This is a genomic window from Streptomyces sp. NPDC058872 (genome assembly GCF_042743065.1).
Classification (GTDB): domain Bacteria; phylum Actinomycetota; class Actinomycetes; order Streptomycetales; family Streptomycetaceae; genus Streptomyces.
This window is the reverse complement of sequence record NZ_JBHYMK010000002.1, coordinates 136,724-152,135: the sequence shown is the minus strand read 5'-3', so window position 1 is coordinate 152,135 and position 15,412 is coordinate 136,724. Positions and strand designations below refer to the sequence as shown.

Sequence of the window (15,412 nt, the reverse complement as noted above, 5' to 3'; positions counted from 1 at the left end):
GGTCCGCATGTCCCGAACCGATGCCCCGACCGATGCGATGCGCACCCCACCACCACCCCGGGACGAGGAGGCCAGACTCCGGGAACTCGGTTACCAACCCGTCCTCGCCCGCCGGATGAACGGTTTCGGCAACTTCGCGATCAGCTTCTCGGTCATCTCCATCCTCTCGGGCTGCATGACCCTCTACGGCTTCGGCCTGGGGACCGGCGGCCCCGCCGTGATGATGTGGGGCTGGGCCGGAGTGGGGCTCTTCGTCCTCTGCGTCGGCCTCGCCCTCGCCGAGGTCACCAGTGCCTACCCGACCTCCGGCGCCCTCTACTACATGGCCGACCGGCTCGGCGGACGCCGCTGGGGCTGGTACACCGGCTGGCTGAACCTGCTCGGCCTGCTCGGGGCCATCGCCGGCATCGACTACGGTGCGGCCCTCTTCACCGGGGCCTTCCTCAACCTCCAGTGGGGCTTCGTCCCCACCCCCGGATCCACCTTCGTGATCTTCCTCGTGATCCTGCTCCTGCACGCCGTCCTCAACCTCTTCGGCGTCCACCTGGTCAGCCTCCTCAACTCCCTGAGCGTCTGGTGGCACCTGATCGGCGTCGCGGTCATCGTGGGCGCGCTGGCCTTCGTTCCCGAGCGGCACCAGTCGGTCGAGTTCGTGTTCACCGAGTTCGTCAACGACACCGGCTGGGCCAACCCCTTCTACGTCGCCGCGATCGGCCTCCTCCTCGCCCAGTACACCTTCTCCGGCTACGACGCCTCGGCGCACCTGTCCGAAGAGACCTCCAACGCCTCCGTCACCGCGGCCAAGGGCATCGTCCGGGCCATCTGGGTCTCCTGGATCGCAGGCTTCGCCCTGCTCGCCGGACTCACCTTCGCGATCCAGGACTATGCCGCCACCCAGAACAGCGCCACCGGAGTCCCGCCCGCCCAGATCCTCCTGGACGCGCTCGGCTCCGGCGGCGCCAGCGCCCTGCTGCTCGTCGTGATCGTCGCCCAACTCTTCTGTGGCAACGCGGAGGTGGCCGCAGCGAGCCGCATGGTGTTCGCCTTCAGCCGGGACAACGCCCTGCCCGGTTCCGCGCTCTGGCGCAAGGTCAGCGCCCGCACCCAGACCCCCGTTCCGGCCGTCTGGCTCGCGGTTGCCGTGGCCGCGCTGCTCGCCGTCCCCTCCCTCTACTCGGCCACCGCCTACGGTGCCGTCACCGCGATCAACGTCATCGGCATCACGCCCGCCTACGCCATCCCCATCTACCTGCGCCTGCGCGCCGGCCGGCGTTTCGTCCCCGGCCCCTGGAACCTGGGCCGCTGGAGCAAGCCGATCGGCTGGACCGCCGTCGTCTGGGTCGCGCTCGTGACCGTCCTGTTCTGTCTTCCGCAGAAGTCCCCGGTGAACGTCGACACCATGAACTACGCGGTCATCGCACTGGCCGTCGTGCTCGTCCTCGCCAGCATCTGGTGGTACGTCGCCCGCCGCTCGTACGGCACGCCGACCGCGTACGGGAGCGCCCGCGAGGAGGCGGAGATCTCCGAGGGGATCGTCTGAGGGAGCCGCTGCGGCCCCGCCCCGTGGAATGCGCCGGGGCGGGACGGGGCCGCAGCACCGTCAAGCGCTGAACTCGTAGGTCCAGGAGGCCGACTGGGCCGAGAAATCGATGTCAGTGATCTCCAGGGCGTGCCCGTGCTGGTCGGTGACGACCCGGTGGACGCTCAGTCGGGCCGTGCCGCCGGCCGCCGTCGCGACCGGGGCGGGCGGGACGCGGACCGATTCGCGATGGGTGATCCGCAGCCCGGCCTGGTGCATCCAGTGGTACAGCAGTCGGAGGTCGGGTTGTTGGCGGCAGTCCCTGCCGCGCCGGTACCGGGAGAGTTGGGGGATCTCGGCGAGGGCCGGTCGGGAGAACCACGTCACCGCACGCTGGAGTGCCGCCCCTTGGGGGCCGAGTACCGTGTGCCGGTGGACGAGGGTGGGTTCCCCCGGGGTGAGCAGGAGCCGTGGTGCGAGCGGGATGGGCGGCGCCTCCCAGAGGAGTGAGGCCCGTACCAGCGCCTCGGCGGCCCGAGGCCCGCCGGGGAACGTCGGTCGGCGGGCCGTGAGGGCCGGAACGGTGGGCTCGGGCTCGACTTCCGGGACGGCCGCAAAGGTGCCGCGCCGGTCGGTGACCACGAGTCTTTCGTCCCTGAGGAGTTGGAGCGCACTGCGGACGGTCTGCCGGTTGACGTGGTAGCGCTGGGACAGTGATCGCTCCGACGGGAGCCGGCTGCCGGGAGGGACGCGTCGTTGGGCGAGGTCCTCGCGCAGGGCGGCGGCGACCCGGAGGTAGAGCGGAACGTCCGCCGCCTCGGAATCGGGCTGGGCCATGATCAACCCTCTCTTTGCTCAGCGTGACAGCGTGGTTCGGTTGGGTGATTAATTCCTATCATTGGTCTAAACCATTTAGCTAGCTCGGCCCTCCAGAGTGGCCGAAACGAATGTCGCGCCTTGTAATGAGGTTCCAGGTGACGGGCCGATGGCGAGCTAGCGGGAAGAGGTGGGTGAGGCCGGATGACAACGCCGTCAGAACGGGTCGCTCGGGGCAAGGCCGCCCGCAAGCGCGTCCCTCGCACCTCCCACGGCCGCTGGATACCCAGTTCGCAGCGCCCCGACCCGCTGGACGTCCTGGAGCGCCAGTCCGTGGACCGGCTCCCCGACCTCGTCCCCCTCCGCTACGGCAGGATGGCGGCCTCCCCCTTCGCCTTCCTGCGCGGCGCCGCCGCGGTGATGGCCGCCGATCTGGCCGCCCAGCGCCACACCGGGCTCACCGTCCAACTCTGCGGCGACGCCCACCTGCTCAACTTCGGGGTCTACGCCTCACCCGAACGGACGCTCCTCTTCGACGTCAACGACTTCGACGAGACCCTCCCCGGACCCTTCGAATGGGACGTCAAGAGGCTCGCCGCCAGCATCACCGTCGCCGCCCTCCAGAACGGCAGCGCCAAGCCCAAGGCCCACCGCGCCGCCCTGGTCGCCGTCGAGGCGTACCGGACGGCCATGCAGCGCCTCGCCGGTCTCGGTGAACTCGCCGTCTGGTACGAGCGGATCGCAGCCGATGACCTGGTGTCCTTCGTGCGCCGCAACGACCGCGCCCGCGTGACCCGGCGACTCGACCGGGCCCGCCGCCGCACGAGCCTCCAGGCCCTCGGCAAGCTGACCGAGGAGGACGGGACCGGGAACCGGCACATCGTCGACGACCCGCCCCTCCTCGAACGCGCCACGGACCTCGACCGGGTCACCCTCGGCAAGGTCTTCAGCGACTACCGCAGCTCCCTGGCCGAAGAACGCCGGGTGCTCCTCGACCGCTACCGCTTCGTCGACGCGGCCCGCAAGGTCGTCGGAGTGGGCAGCGTCGGCACCCGCTGCTTCGTCCTCCTGCTCGAAGGACGGGACCAGGCAGACCCGCTCTTCCTCCAGGTCAAGGAGGCCGGCCGCTCCGTCCTGGAGCAGTACCTGCCGCCCACCGCCTACCCCCACCAGGGGCGTCGGGTGGTCTGCGGGCAGCGGCTCATGCAAGCCGCCAGCGACATCTTCCTCGGCTGGATGACCGGGCCCGAGCAGCGCCACTTCTACTGGCGCCAACTGCGCGACATGAAGGGATCCGCCGAGGTCGAGACGATGTCCCCGGTCGTCCTCCGGGAATACGCACGGTTGTGCGGCCGGACCCTGGCCCGTGCCCACGCCCGCTCCGGCGACCGGATCGCCATCGCCGCGTACCTCGGCACCTCGGACGTCTTCGACCGTGCGGTCGCCGACTTCGCCCTCGCCTACGCGGGCCAGAACGCCGATGACTACGCGGCGCTGGGAGCCGCCATAGCCGCAGGCATGGTGACGGCGGCTCCGGGCGTCTGAGGCGGGCGACCGGGGCCGGAGCGGACGGCTCGGGTGGGGCCGCGCTCCGGCGACCGCGGGAGCGCGGCCCGCGCGGGAGCGCGCCCTCGTCCGTGGCCCCGGGGCGCCGCCGTCCGTGGACCCGCCCGCCCCGTTCGCACCGCGCCGAGCGCCGGCACGACCGGCGGACCCGCCCGCCCCCTATGCCTCGAAGCGGCGCAGCGGGGGTTCCGCGGGCGTCGCGTGGACCGGGCCGAACAGCACCGCCTTCGCCACGGCCGGTGCGAACAGCGAGGTCAGCGGTGCGGTCAGGGTCAGAGCGGCGCGGAACGGCGCTCCCACGACCGGGTCGCCGGCGGCCCGTGCCTGCACCCGCCTCAGATACCAGCTGACCGCCTTGTCCGCCGGGCCGGGGCGTCCCGTGTCGCCGATGGCCCCGGGCATCTTCCGGTCTGCGCCCGCCGAGATGTCCCACGCCTGCTTCGACGCGTCGAGCAGGGCCTTCTGCACGGTCCTCGTGGTGGGCGTGTGCTTAGGGTCGGCGAGCGCGCGGCGCAGCGCGACCGCGCTGAGCGCGGCGACGGCCATGCCCTGTCCGTAGATCGGGTTGAAGGTGCAGAGCGCATCGCCGGTGGCGAGGAAGCCGGCCGGACGACGCCCCGGACGGTCGTACCGGCGCCTGACGTTGGACGTCCCCCGGAAGCCGTGGACCGGAGAGATCGGCTCGGCCCGCGAGAGCCAATCGCTGATCACCGGATGGGGCAGCCGCTTCGCGTACTCCTCGAAGGAGCCCTCCTCCGTGGGCGGCTCGTTGCCGCGCAGTCCGGAGAGGGTGACCAGGTGCGTCCCGTCCCCCAGGGGCAGCACGACGGCGCCGTACTGCTGCGTCGGATGGGGGACGATGTAGTAGCCGAGCGCGTCGGTGTCCGGTCCCTCCGGCGAGGCGCGGTAGAGCCGGGTGCCGTACGCGAGGCCCGTGTCGAGGGTTTCCTCGTACGGGGCCTCCGCACCGATCCCGGCCAGCCAGTCCGCCGCCTTCGTGGACCGCCCGGAGGCGTCCACGACGAGGTCGGCCTCCAGGACGCGCGACTCCGCGCGGGCTTCCGTGCCGCGCGCGCGGACCCGAACGCCCCGGACGCGCGAGGAGTCGCCGACGAGGCCGGTGGTCTCGGTGCCCCCGATCAGCTCGATGCGCGGATCGGCGAGGACCCGCTCGCGGACCAGCCACTCCAGTTGGGCGCGCGGACCGGTGGAGAAGTGCGCCGTGGCGGGGGACCGGCGGAACCACCGGCCGTTCTGCCACTGGACCATGTCCTCGGGAACGCCCACCCGGGGGGCGCCGAGCTCGCCGAGCTCCCGCATGAAGCCGGGGAGCAGTTCGTCGAGTGCCCGTTGTCCGCCCGGGATGAGGACGTGGAGGTGTCTGCCCTGGGGGACCCCCGGTCGGGCGTCCGGCCCCTCGGGGAGACGGTCGCGCTCGACGACCGTCACCCTCTCGGCGTGCTCGGCGAGCACCCGAGCGGCAAGCAGTCCGGCGAGACTTCCCCCGATGACCACTGCATGACGTGTTCCGCAGTGCCCCAAGTCGTTGGCCATGCCGGCCCTTTCGTGTCGTGGAACTACAACCGACCAGTATCCACGAACCGGTTCGAGGGCGTCGTCACCCGGCTCCGGGGCCGGAGGAGCCACGTGCGCACAAGGCCGTTTCCCGTCAGGGGGACCCGGGCCCCGCTCCGGGCTCGGAACCGTCCTCCGGCCCGAGCTCGGCCAGCGCGTTCGTCAGCCATTCCACCCAGAACCGCTCCAGGTCCACCCCGCCCCGGAGCACCAGGTGGCGCAGCCGGTCCGGCTCGGTGCGCCGGCGTTCCGCGGGGAAGTCCCGGTCCTCGATCGCGAGGTACTCGTCCAGCTGTTCCCGGTGCAGGGCGAGGTGCCGTTCCAGCTCGGTCCGGAGGCCCGCCGAACCGACCATCGCCGCGGCCCGCATCCGCAGCAGCAGGGCGGACCGCAGCGGTTTCGGGTCCTCGGCCTTCCCCACCCAGCCGGCCAGTTCCGCCCTGCCCGCGGGCAGTACCTCGTACTCCTTCTTCTGCCCCCGCGCGGGCACCGGAGCGGGCAGGGCGCGGATGTGCCCCGCCTGCTCCAGCTTGCCGAGCTCGCGGTAGATCTGCTGGTGGGTGGCCGACCAGAAGTAGCCGATCGACTTGTCGAAGCGGCGCGTCAGTTCGAGGCCGGAGGACGGCTTTTCGAGCAGCGCGGTGAGGATCGCGTGCGGGAGGGACATGCTCGCATCCTAGGTTCGGCCGGCCACGGTGATCACGGAGCGGCGGTCACAGGCTGGCGGCGAGCCGGGTGCCCTGGTCGATGGCCCGCTTCGCGTCCAGTTCGGCGGCGACGTCCGCACCACCGATGAGGTGTGCCGAACGGCCTGCCGCCAGCAGCTCCTCGTACAGGTCGCGGCGGGGCTCCTGGCCGGCGCACAGCACGATCGTGTCGACCGGCAGGAGCTGTGCCTCCCCGTCGATCGTGAGGTGCAGGCCCGCGTCGTCGATCCGGTCGTACGAGACGCCCGCCACCATGGTGACGCCCCGGTGCTTGAGTTCGGTGCGGTGGATCCAGCCGGTCGTCTTGCCGAGGCCCGCGCCGACCTTGGACGTCTTGCGCTGGAGCAGGTGCACCTGGCGCGGCGGCGCGTTGCGCTCGGGCGCGCGCAGCCCGCCCCGGTTCTCGTACGAGGTGTCGACGCCCCACTGGCGGAAGTACGTCTCGGGGTCCTGGCTCGCGCCCTCGCCGCCGTCCGTGAGGAACTCGGCGACGTCGAAGCCGATGCCGCCCGCACCGATGACCGCGACCCGCTCGCCGACCGGTGCGCCGTCCCGCAGCACGTCGAGGTAGCTGAGGACGCTCGGGTGGTCCTCGCCCGGGATGCCGGGCGTGCGGGGGGTGACGCCCGTGGCCACGACGACCTCGTCGTAGCCCTCCAGGTCGGCGGCGGAGACGTGCGTGTTCAGGCGGACCTCGATGCCGTGCTCGGCGAGCTGGACGCGGAAGTAGCGCAGCGTCTCGTCGAACTCCTCCTTGCCCGGAACCCGCTTCGCGACGTTCAACTGACCGCCGATCTCGGCGGCGGCGTCGAAGAGGGTGACGGCGTGCCCGCGCTCGGCGGCCGACACCGCGCAGGAGAGCCCGGCGGGGCCGGCGCCGACGACCGCGACGCGCTTGGCGAGGCGGGTGGGGGAGAGGACGAGCTCGGTTTCGTGACAGGCGCGCGGGTTGACCAGGCAGGAGGTGATCTTCAGGTTGAAGGTGTGGTCGAGGCAGGCCTGGTTGCAGCCGATGCAGGTGTTGATCGTGTCGGCGCGGTCGGCGGTGGCCTTCGCGACGAAGTCGGGGTCCGCGAGGAACGGGCGGGCCAGGGAGACCAGGTCGGCGCGGCCGTCGGCGAGGATCTCCTCGGCCACCTCGGGGGTGTTGATGCGGTTGGAGGTGACGAGCGGCACGGAAACGGCGCCCATCAGCTTCTTCGTCACCCAGGTGTAGGCGCCGCGCGGCACGGAGGTGGCGATGGTGGGGATGCGGGCCTCGTGCCAGCCGATGCCGGTGTTGATGATGGTCGCGCCCGCGGCCTCGATCTCCTTGGCGAGCTGGACGACCTCCTCCAGGGTGGAGCCGCCGGGGACGAGGTCCAGCATGGAGAGGCGGTAGACGAGGATGAAGTCCTCGCCCACCCGCTCGCGGATCCGGCGGACGATCTCCAGCGGGAACCGGACGCGGTTCTCGTACGAGCCGCCCCAGCGGTCGGTGCGCCGGTTGGTCGCGGAGGCGATGAATTCGTTGATGAGGTAGCCCTCGGAGCCCATCACCTCGACGCCGTCGTACCCGGCCTCCTTGGCGAGCTCGGCGCAGCGGGCGTAGTCCTCGACGGTCTGCTCCACCTCCGCGTCGGTCAGCTCGTTCGGCACGAAGGGGCTGATGGGCGCCTGGATCGGGCTGGGGCCGACGAGGCCGGGGTGGTAGGCGTAGCGGCCGAAGTGCAGGATCTGCATGGCGATGCGCCCGCCCTCGGCGTGCACCGCACCGGTGATCAGGCGGTGCTCGGCGACCTCCTCCGCCGTGGTCAGCTTGGCCCCGCCGTCCCAGGGGCGGCCGGCCTCGTTGGGGGCGATGCCGCCCGTGACGATGAGGCCCACGCCGCCGCGGGCGCGCTCGGCGTAGAAGGCCGCCATGCGCTCGAAACCGTGCTCGGTCTCCTCCAGGCCGACGTGCATCGAGCCCATGATCACCCGGTTGGGCAGGGTGGTGAACCCGAGGTCGAGCGGGCTCAGCAGGTGCGGGTACGGGGTCATGGGGCGTCTCCTCGCGCAGGGGTCGTCGACCTCAGTTCTAGGTGACCCGATGCGCCTTCTGCAACTAGTTGCAGAAGAATGGGGGAGTGATTTCTACTACTCAGTAGCCCATGGGGAGCCCGCACCGCCCGGCACCCGCGACCCGCCCCCCCCCGAAGGCGTGCCGCGCCACCCGGACGGTCCGTGCGGGGCGGGGGCACGGGCTCCGCACGGCGCCGCCGGGCGACTCAGGACGGGCGCTGCGGCACCGACACCTCCGGCCCGACCCACGCCTCCAGGTCCTCCGGAGTCCTGGGCGCGTCCGCGCCCACGCCCAGCAGGCCGTGGGACCGCAGCAGGCGCGTCACGGCCGCCGCCCACGGCCGGCGCAACCGGGCCGCGTCCAGCAGGACGTCGTCCGAGAGGAGCTCGGCGACCGGACCGGTGCGCAGGCCGGTCGGGGAGAGCACCGCCGCCTCGTCCGCCCACCGCAGCGCGAGGTCCACGTCGTGCGTCGCCATCACCACGGTCGTTCCCGCCTCCCGCAGCCGGTGGAGGGTCTCCAGGAGCCTCTCCTGGCCGTGCGGGTCGAGCCCGGCCGTGGGCTCGTCCATGATCAGGACCCGGGGCCGCATCGCCACGGCACCCGCGATCGCGGCACGCTTCCGCTGCCCGTACGACAACAGGTGTGTCGGCCGGTCCTCCAGGGCCACGATGTCCAGCGCCTCCAGCGCCTCCCGCACCCGCAGTCGCACCTCCTCCTCGGGCAGTCCCAGGTTCATCGGACCGAACGACACGTCCTGGGCGACCGAGGCCGCGAACAACTGGTCGTCCGGATCCTGCACGACCAACTGCACCGTGCTCCGCAGCCGGGTCAGCCCCTTCCGGTCGTACGTCACCGGGGCCCCGTCCAGGAGCAGCGCACCGCCACCGCAGCGCAGCCCCCCGCTCAGCAGCCTCAGCAGCGTCGTCTTGCCGCTGCCGTTCCGGCCGAGGAGCGCGACCGCACGTCCCTCGGCCACCGCGAAGTCCACCCCGGACAGGACCGCGGGCCCGTCCTCGTAGGCGAATCCCGCCTCCACCAGTTCCACGACGGGGATCGAAGACGTCACGGGAGGAACCTTTCCAGTACGAGGGTGAGGGCGACGAGCCCCGCGAGGAGCGCTCCCGTCGCCGCGAGGAACCGCGGAGCGACGGCCCGGCCCGGCACCAGGACCCGGAGCGTGCCGTCGTAACCGCGGCCGGCGAGCCCCGACTGCAGCCGCTGTGCCCGGTCGAAGGCCCGCACGAACGCGGTCGCGCCGAGCCCCGCGAGGGAACGCCAGGTCGCGGTCCGGGTGGTGTGCCCGAGCCGTGCCGCCTGGGCCTGCCGGATCTTGGACAGCGAGTCGAGCAGCAGGAAGACGATCCGGTACATCACGAGCGCCACGTCCACCACCGGTGCCGGCACCCCCGCCCTCACCAGCCGGGGCAGCACGTCGGACATCGGCGTCGTGAAGGCGAACAGCAGCACTCCGAGCGAAGCCGCGGCGGTACGCAACAGCAGCTCTCCCGCGTGCACCGGACCGTCGGGTGCGAGGGCCACGAACCCCCGGGCCCCACCCACCTCGAAGAGCAGCGGAACGGCCCCGGTGACGCAGAAGCCCAACGGAACGCGGAACGCCCGCCACAACTGGCGACCCGGCACCCCGGCCGGGCCGAGCAGGACCGTGAGCGTGGCTGCCGCCACGAGCAGTGCGCCCGGCCACGGCGGCAGGCACACCGCACACAGCGTCAGGCCGAAGCCGAGCAGCGCCTTCTCGGCCGGGTGGCGGCGGCGCCAGCGACTGCTGTGCGCCGCCGCGTCGATCGGCAGCATCGGCGGTTACGCGCCCGGTCCGTCGGGGGACGACGCCCCGGCGCCGGACGATCCCGCCTCCGGCGTGCCGCGGAGGGCCGTCCTGCCGGTGCCGGACGGGGAGGGTGCCCGGCCGTCGCGGTCGGCGGTCCCGCCGTCCGCCGCCACGCCGTCCGCCCGGGCACTGTGCAGGGCGGGGTCCTCGACCGGGGCGGAGACGCCGGCCCGGGCCCGGGCCTCACCTTGACGGCGGCCCCGCCGCAGACCGAAGTAGTACGCCAGGACTCCGGCGCCGATCGCCGCCTGGAGCGCGAAGAGCGCCGACTCGATCTCACCGGACGGGGGCTCGTACAGCGGGCTGAACCACGGCTCGTAGTCCGGCTGGAGCTCGGTGATCGCGCTCTCGGCCTCGCCGTCGGACCCGGAGAACGGCTCCTCCTTGTGGTCGCCGAGGCCCAGCGCCAGGGGCAGCACCGCGAGCGCGGCGACGACGAGCAGCAGCAGACCGTTGATCTTCGTGTTGCGATGCATCATGAGACCGCCTCCTCCTGCTGCCGCTGCACACGCGTCCGTCCGAGGACGCCGAGCCGGATCAGGTCGCCCTTGCTGGACTGCGTGAGCAGCCGCATCACGAGCACCGTCAACAGGCCCTCGCTCACGGCGAGGGGGATCTGGGTCACGGCGAAGATCCCGCCGAACTTGGCGAGCGCCCCCAGCACGCCGCTGCCCGGGTCCGGGAACGCCAGGGCCAACTGCACGCTGGTGACGCAGTACGTGGAGAGGTCGGCGACGAAGGCGCCGAAGAACACGGCCACCATCAGCGGAGCACCGAACCGCCGCACCAACCGGTACGTCCCGTACCCCGCCCAAGGGCCGACGATCGCCATGGAGAAGGCGTTCGCCCCGAGCGTGGTCAGGCCCCCGTGCGCGAGCAGCAGGGCTTGGAAGAGCAGGGTGATCGTTCCCAGCACCGCCATGATCGGCGGCCGGAACAGGATCGCACCCAACCCCGTGCCGGTCGGATGGGAACAACTCCCGGTCACCGAAGGAAGCTTGAGCGCCGACAGGACGAAGGTGAAGGCGCCCGACGCACCGAGCAACAGGGTGGAATCGGGATTCGACCGGACTTCGCGGGTCAGCGCGCGAACCCCGTGGACGACGAACGGAGCAGCTGCGACGCCCCAGGCGGCAGCGTGCACGGGGGGTAGGTACCCCTCGGCTATATGCATGGTGGGAAGACCCTCTCCAGCACCTCGTGGATGGACAACGCGCCCTGGCCGGTCTCCTGGCTGACGGTCATGCGGCCCGACTCCGCCTTCCCACACCGCAACGGTCTCCCGCGGCGGTCCAGTGGCTTCCCCCGGGAACTTCCCCGGAGGGTGGAGTCGGACCTCCCGATCACAGTGGCGAGGGCCGCACCGGTACTGCACCGGTTTCCCGTACACCAAGGCCCTGTGACAGTAGTGTGTTGACCTGCTGGATCACAACACGACCACCACCCGGAGCGGTCCCCCGCTCACTCCGCGCACACGGCTCCGGAGCACCCCGCACGCTCAACCCTTGCGGTAGGAGTACGCCTCCGAGGCCGCCGCCGCCACCGCGTCGAGGTCCCCGCCGGCGCTCGCCGTGACCAGTGCGGCGACCGCCCCCTCGACGAACGGAGCGTCCACCAGTCTGGACCGTTCCGGCAGTTCGTCACCCTCGGCGAGCAAGGCCTTGACGGTCAGGACCGCACTGCCCAGATCGACCAGGAGCGCCACCCCGGCCCCCCGGTCCGCCTCCTTCGCCGCCCTGCAGATCAGCTCGGCGCTCGTCCCCAGACCACCGCCCGGAGCCCCGCCGGCCGCCAGCACCGGAGCCTCGCCCCCACCCGCGAGCCCCCGGGCCAACTCGGCCACCGCCGCAGCGACCGCGGCGCTGTGCGACACCAACACGATGCCGACCGGCGCTGGCGCTGGCGCCGGGGGCGAGGGAGGGGGAGAGGGGGCGGAAGCGGCCGGGACCTCGGTGCCCCCGACCGCCCCACCCATGCCCCCACTCATGCCCCCGCCCCCGTCTCCGCTTCCGCGGCGTCGGCAAGGGCGGCGAACAGCAGCGCCGAGGAGGTCGCCCCCGGATCCTGGTGCCCGATCGACCGCTCCCCGAGATAACTGGCCCGCCCCTTGCGCGCCCGGAGGGGCACGGTCGCGAGGGCACCCCCCTCCGCCGCGGCCCGGGCCGCCTCGAACGAGCTCCGCAGCCCCTCCACGGCCGGTACGAGCGCGTCCAGCATCGTCTTGTCACCGACCTGCGCACCGCCCAACTGCGCCACCGCGGACACGCCGGCATCGAGCGCCTCCGCCAACCGCGCGCGGCTGACCTCCCCGTCCCCTCCCAGGGCCTTCCCGGCGCGCCGCAGCAGCGTCCCGTACAGCGGCCCCGACGCGCCGCCGACCGTGGAGATGAGCTGCCGTCCGGCCGCTACCAGCACGGCACCCGGAGTCACCGGCGGCTCCTTCGCCAGCGCCTCCGTCACGGCGGTGAACCCCCGCTTGAGGTTGACGCCGTGGTCGGCGTCCCCGATCGCCGAGTCCAGTTCGGTGAGCCGGTCCGCCTCGCGGTCGACGTCCTCGGACACCGCCGCCAACCAACGCACCAGGAACCCGGCGTCAATGGTCTCCGTCATGCTGCTCCCCACTCCCGTCTCACCGACCCCAGCGCAGAGCCGGCGTCTGCACCGGAGCGTCCCACAGGCGCAGCAACTCCTCGTCTACCTCGCACAGGGTGACCGAGCAACCGGCCATGTCGAGCGACGTCACGTAGTTTCCGACGAGCGTCCGGACCACCGGCACGCCCCGCTCGCCCAGCACCCGGTGCACCTCGGAGTTGAAGCCGTACAGCTCCAGCAGCGGGGTCGCGCCCATGCCGTTGACCAGGGCGATCACGGGCCCGGCCGGGCGGAGGTCGTCCAGGACCGCGTCGACCGCGAAGTCCGCGATCTCCCGCGAGGTCATCATCGCCCGCCGCTCGCGGCCCGGCTCGCCGTGGATGCCGATCCCCAACTCGATCTCCCCCGTGGGGAGGTCGAAGGTGGGACTGCCCTTCGCGGGGGTGGAGCAGGCGCTCAGGGCCACCCCGAAGGAACGGGACCGCGCGTTGACCCGACGGGCGAGTGACTCCACCCGTTCCAGCGGCGCGCCCCCTTCGGCGGCCGCACCGGCGATCTTCTCCACGAACAGCGTTCCCCCGGTGCCCCGTCGGCCCGCCGTGTACAGGCTGTCCGTCACTGCCACGTCGTCGTCGACGAGGACCTTGGCGACCTGGATCCCCTCGTCCTCGGCCAGCTCGGCGGCCATCTCGAAGTTCAGCACGTCGCCGGTGTAGTTCTTGATGACGAACAGCACTCCGGCGCCGCTGTCGACGGCAGCCGCGGCCCGCACCATCTGGTCGGGCACGGGCGAGGTGAAGACCTCCCCCGGACAAGCGGCGTCCAGCATGCCGGGCCCGACGAACCCGGCATGCAGGGGCTCGTGCCCGGACCCGCCGCCGGACACCAGGGCGACCTTTCCCGCCACCGGCGCGTCGCGGCGCATCACCACCCGTCGCTCCACGTCCACCGTCCACTCGGGATGTGCCGCGGCCATCCCCCGCAAACCATCGGCGACCACGGTCTCGGGAACGTTGATCAGCATCCTCATGGGTACCTCCTGGTGAGACTGGCGGGCAAGCTGCTGGGCAGGGTCTTTGCAGGTCAGGGCAGGCGAGGCAAGTTATGGATCTTGGCGGTTCGAGGCGGTGGGAGGCGGTTCCGAGCGGTACTGATACTGACTCAATGCTGACTTTCCTGATGCCCAATCAGATCAGGGAGTCGCGTTCGAGGTTTGCGAGTGCGCATCATGACGCAATTATCGGCGTGAGATCGTGAGCGCGCACGGGTGCGTGGGGCACTCCTGGTCGTGGCTGGGCGCGACCTCCTGTGATTGCCGCCGCCTGCGCAAGCGCAAGATCTTCCGCTGCCCTCACTCCGGCCGAGACCAGGCGGTGGCACCAACACGCCCTCTCGGCATAACCATCGGCGTCCGAGATCACGGGAAAACCTCAACTCGGTCCTGACCCCGCGACCCGCACGGTTTCAGGAGCGTGCGCCAGCCGCGGCGCGGTTCAGCCACTCCAACGCCCTCTGACCCGATCTCACTTTCTGTACGCGGTCCCCGTTCCGTACGTTACGCGAGGGGCTGCCAGCAGGCGCGATGCACGGCTTGATGCGAAGGGGAGCAGACCGAGGCGGACGCGGCAGCCATGCCCAAGGAGCGCAAGGACGTCCCCGCTTGGTGGCAGAGCCTCGTCCCGGTGACCCGCGGCATTCTGCTGGAGGAGAAGGGCGACGAATCCGAGCGGCCGGCATCGTGACTCCAGAGGACCAGGGACACGAAGGCACCCGGGGTGACGTGTCCCGAGGCGAGGAGAAGAACCGATGATGTCCGGCCCTACCGCGAGAGTCCTCCTGCTGGTCCCGGCGGCCGCTCTCGCCGCAGGGCTGACGCTTGGCGGCTGTGCGTCCACTCCCTCGGACCACGTCACGCGCACGGTTCCCTCCCCCAGCGGGGAGAAGGGAGCGGGCGCCCCGGAGGCAGCGGCGTTCATGAAGATCCGGACCCCCAGGGGGCGACGGAGGTGAAGGGTGCCGTACGGATCCAGCCGCAGGAGAATGTCTACCTGCTGTCCTTCGTCACGAACGAGCAGATCGCGGAGGCGATCACCGAGGACCTGCACCCCGACTACCCCCTGGCCGTGGAAGGTCCGTCGTCCTCGTCGTTGAGTGGGGAGGGGTTCAAGCGCCTCGATCTCACTCCGCCGCAAGAGCTCAAGAGCGTGCGGACGACACGTGCGTGTCCGCCCTGCGTCGGCGACTCAAGGCGCCGCCACATCCAAGGCATCGAGATCCACATCGGCGAGGTGCCGGGGGATCGCATGCGGGTCTACCTGGCGGCGTACTGACCGACCGGGCGCCGCGACCGCGCGACAGAAACGACAAGGAGAACCGGTGAGGACCAACCCCGTCCTCGCAAAGGGCTTCCTCGGATCTCTCCTCTCCACGCGCCGGTTCAAGGGACTCGAGTACCAGAAGCTCGCGACCACCGGTGAGAGCGGTGGCGTTCTTCCGCGCACCGCCTTCGTCGAGCAGCATGAGAAGACCGACTCCACGCGATACGAACGCGAGCTCAGGAAAAGCCGCAACCAGCTCTTCGTCGCCACTACTCGGGCCCGTGACGCGTGGAGCTTCCCTCGCAACTGCAGTCGGGGCCACTGGCGGGCGGGGGGGGCCCGGGGCCCGGCCGGCCGGGGGGGCCCCGGGCGGGCCCGCGCTTGGCCGACCCCGCCGGTGGAGGCGGTTGGGTTGTCCCGGGAAGG

General features: G+C 71.8%; 14 protein-coding genes, 1 pseudogene and 1 riboswitch. Of the genes and pseudogenes, 4 read left to right on the top strand and 11 right to left on the bottom strand.

Annotation, left to right across the window (positions count from 1 at the left end; all coding sequences use genetic code 11):
• The first annotated feature begins 7 nt into the window (after positions 1 to 7).
• A complete protein-coding gene (locus ACFW22_RS02000) occupies positions 8 to 1,540 on the top strand; it encodes an amino acid permease (RefSeq protein WP_386397435.1) in 1,533 nt (510 codons plus the stop codon).
• Between the two features lie 60 nt (positions 1,541 to 1,600).
• On the opposite strand, the gene ACFW22_RS01995 is transcribed toward ACFW22_RS02000, so the two are convergent.
• Positions 1,601 to 2,356, bottom strand: coding sequence for a GntR family transcriptional regulator (locus ACFW22_RS01995; protein ID WP_386397432.1), 756 nt, complete (start codon positions 2,354 to 2,356; stop codon positions 1,601 to 1,603).
• 183 nt (positions 2,357 to 2,539) lie between these two features.
• On the opposite strand from ACFW22_RS01995, the gene ACFW22_RS01990 reads away from it, so the two are divergent.
• Positions 2,540 to 3,880: a DUF2252 domain-containing protein gene (locus ACFW22_RS01990; protein WP_386397430.1), complete on the top strand. Its 1,341-nt coding sequence runs from the start codon at positions 2,540 to 2,542 to the stop codon at positions 3,878 to 3,880.
• 180 nt (positions 3,881 to 4,060) lie between these two features.
• Here the strand turns inward: ACFW22_RS01990 and ACFW22_RS01985 are convergent, their stop codons facing one another.
• The 10 genes from ACFW22_RS01985 to dhaK form a co-directional block, all read right to left on the bottom strand.
• The gene (locus ACFW22_RS01985) at positions 4,061 to 5,455 is read right to left on the bottom strand and encodes an FAD-dependent oxidoreductase (RefSeq protein ID WP_386397428.1); all 1,395 of its coding nucleotides are present in this window, start codon (positions 5,453 to 5,455) and stop codon (positions 4,061 to 4,063) included.
• A 115-nt stretch (positions 5,456 to 5,570) separates the two neighbouring features.
• Positions 5,571 to 6,143, bottom strand: coding sequence for a PadR family transcriptional regulator (locus ACFW22_RS01980; protein ID WP_386397425.1), 573 nt, complete (start codon positions 6,141 to 6,143; stop codon positions 5,571 to 5,573).
• Between the two features lie 46 nt (positions 6,144 to 6,189).
• On the bottom strand, positions 6,190 to 8,205 hold the full coding sequence (locus ACFW22_RS01975) for an FAD-dependent oxidoreductase (RefSeq protein WP_386397422.1): 2,016 nt from the start codon (positions 8,203 to 8,205) through the stop codon (positions 6,190 to 6,192).
• Positions 8,206 to 8,432: 227 nt separating this feature from the next.
• On the bottom strand, positions 8,433 to 9,296 hold the full coding sequence (locus tag ACFW22_RS01970) for an ATP-binding cassette domain-containing protein (RefSeq protein WP_386397419.1): 864 nt from the start codon (positions 9,294 to 9,296) through the stop codon (positions 8,433 to 8,435).
• Positions 9,293 to 10,042 carry a cobalt ECF transporter T component CbiQ gene (cbiQ, locus tag ACFW22_RS01965; protein WP_386397417.1) on the bottom strand — a complete coding sequence of 250 codons (750 nt, stop codon included), beginning with the start codon at positions 10,040 to 10,042 and terminating at the stop codon, positions 9,293 to 9,295. Before cbiQ ends, ACFW22_RS01970 begins: the two co-directional genes overlap by 4 nt.
• 6 nt (positions 10,043 to 10,048) lie before the next feature.
• Entirely contained in the window at positions 10,049 to 10,555 is a 507-nt protein-coding gene (locus ACFW22_RS01960) for an energy-coupling factor ABC transporter substrate-binding protein (protein WP_386397414.1), read from the bottom strand.
• On the bottom strand, positions 10,552 to 11,250 hold the full coding sequence (locus ACFW22_RS01955) for an energy-coupling factor ABC transporter permease (RefSeq protein WP_386397411.1): 699 nt from the start codon (positions 11,248 to 11,250) through the stop codon (positions 10,552 to 10,554). The genes ACFW22_RS01960 and ACFW22_RS01955 overlap by 4 nt, the downstream gene beginning before the upstream one ends.
• Positions 11,251 to 11,278: 28 nt before the next feature.
• Positions 11,279 to 11,513, bottom strand: a riboswitch (cobalamin riboswitch).
• 61 nt (positions 11,514 to 11,574) lie between these two features.
• Positions 11,575 to 11,958, bottom strand: a complete 384-nt coding sequence (locus ACFW22_RS01950; protein WP_386397557.1) for a PTS-dependent dihydroxyacetone kinase phosphotransferase subunit DhaM — start codon at positions 11,956 to 11,958, stop codon at positions 11,575 to 11,577.
• 101 nt (positions 11,959 to 12,059) lie between these two features.
• Positions 12,060 to 12,686 carry a dihydroxyacetone kinase subunit DhaL gene (gene dhaL / locus ACFW22_RS01945; protein ID WP_386397409.1) on the bottom strand — a complete coding sequence of 209 codons (627 nt, stop codon included), beginning with the start codon at positions 12,684 to 12,686 and terminating at the stop codon, positions 12,060 to 12,062.
• A gap of 19 nt (positions 12,687 to 12,705) precedes the next feature.
• Entirely contained in the window at positions 12,706 to 13,698 is a 993-nt protein-coding gene (dhaK, locus tag ACFW22_RS01940) for a dihydroxyacetone kinase subunit DhaK (protein ID WP_386397406.1), read from the bottom strand.
• A gap of 976 nt (positions 13,699 to 14,674) precedes the next feature.
• Here dhaK and ACFW22_RS01935 point away from each other — a divergent pair.
• The gene (locus ACFW22_RS01935; protein ID WP_386397404.1) at positions 14,675 to 14,998 is read left to right on the top strand and encodes a hypothetical protein; all 324 of its coding nucleotides are present in this window, start codon (positions 14,675 to 14,677) and stop codon (positions 14,996 to 14,998) included.
• A 46-nt stretch (positions 14,999 to 15,044) separates the two neighbouring features.
• Positions 15,045 to 15,412 (top strand): annotated as a pseudogene (locus ACFW22_RS01930) (hypothetical protein); the annotation flags it as partial.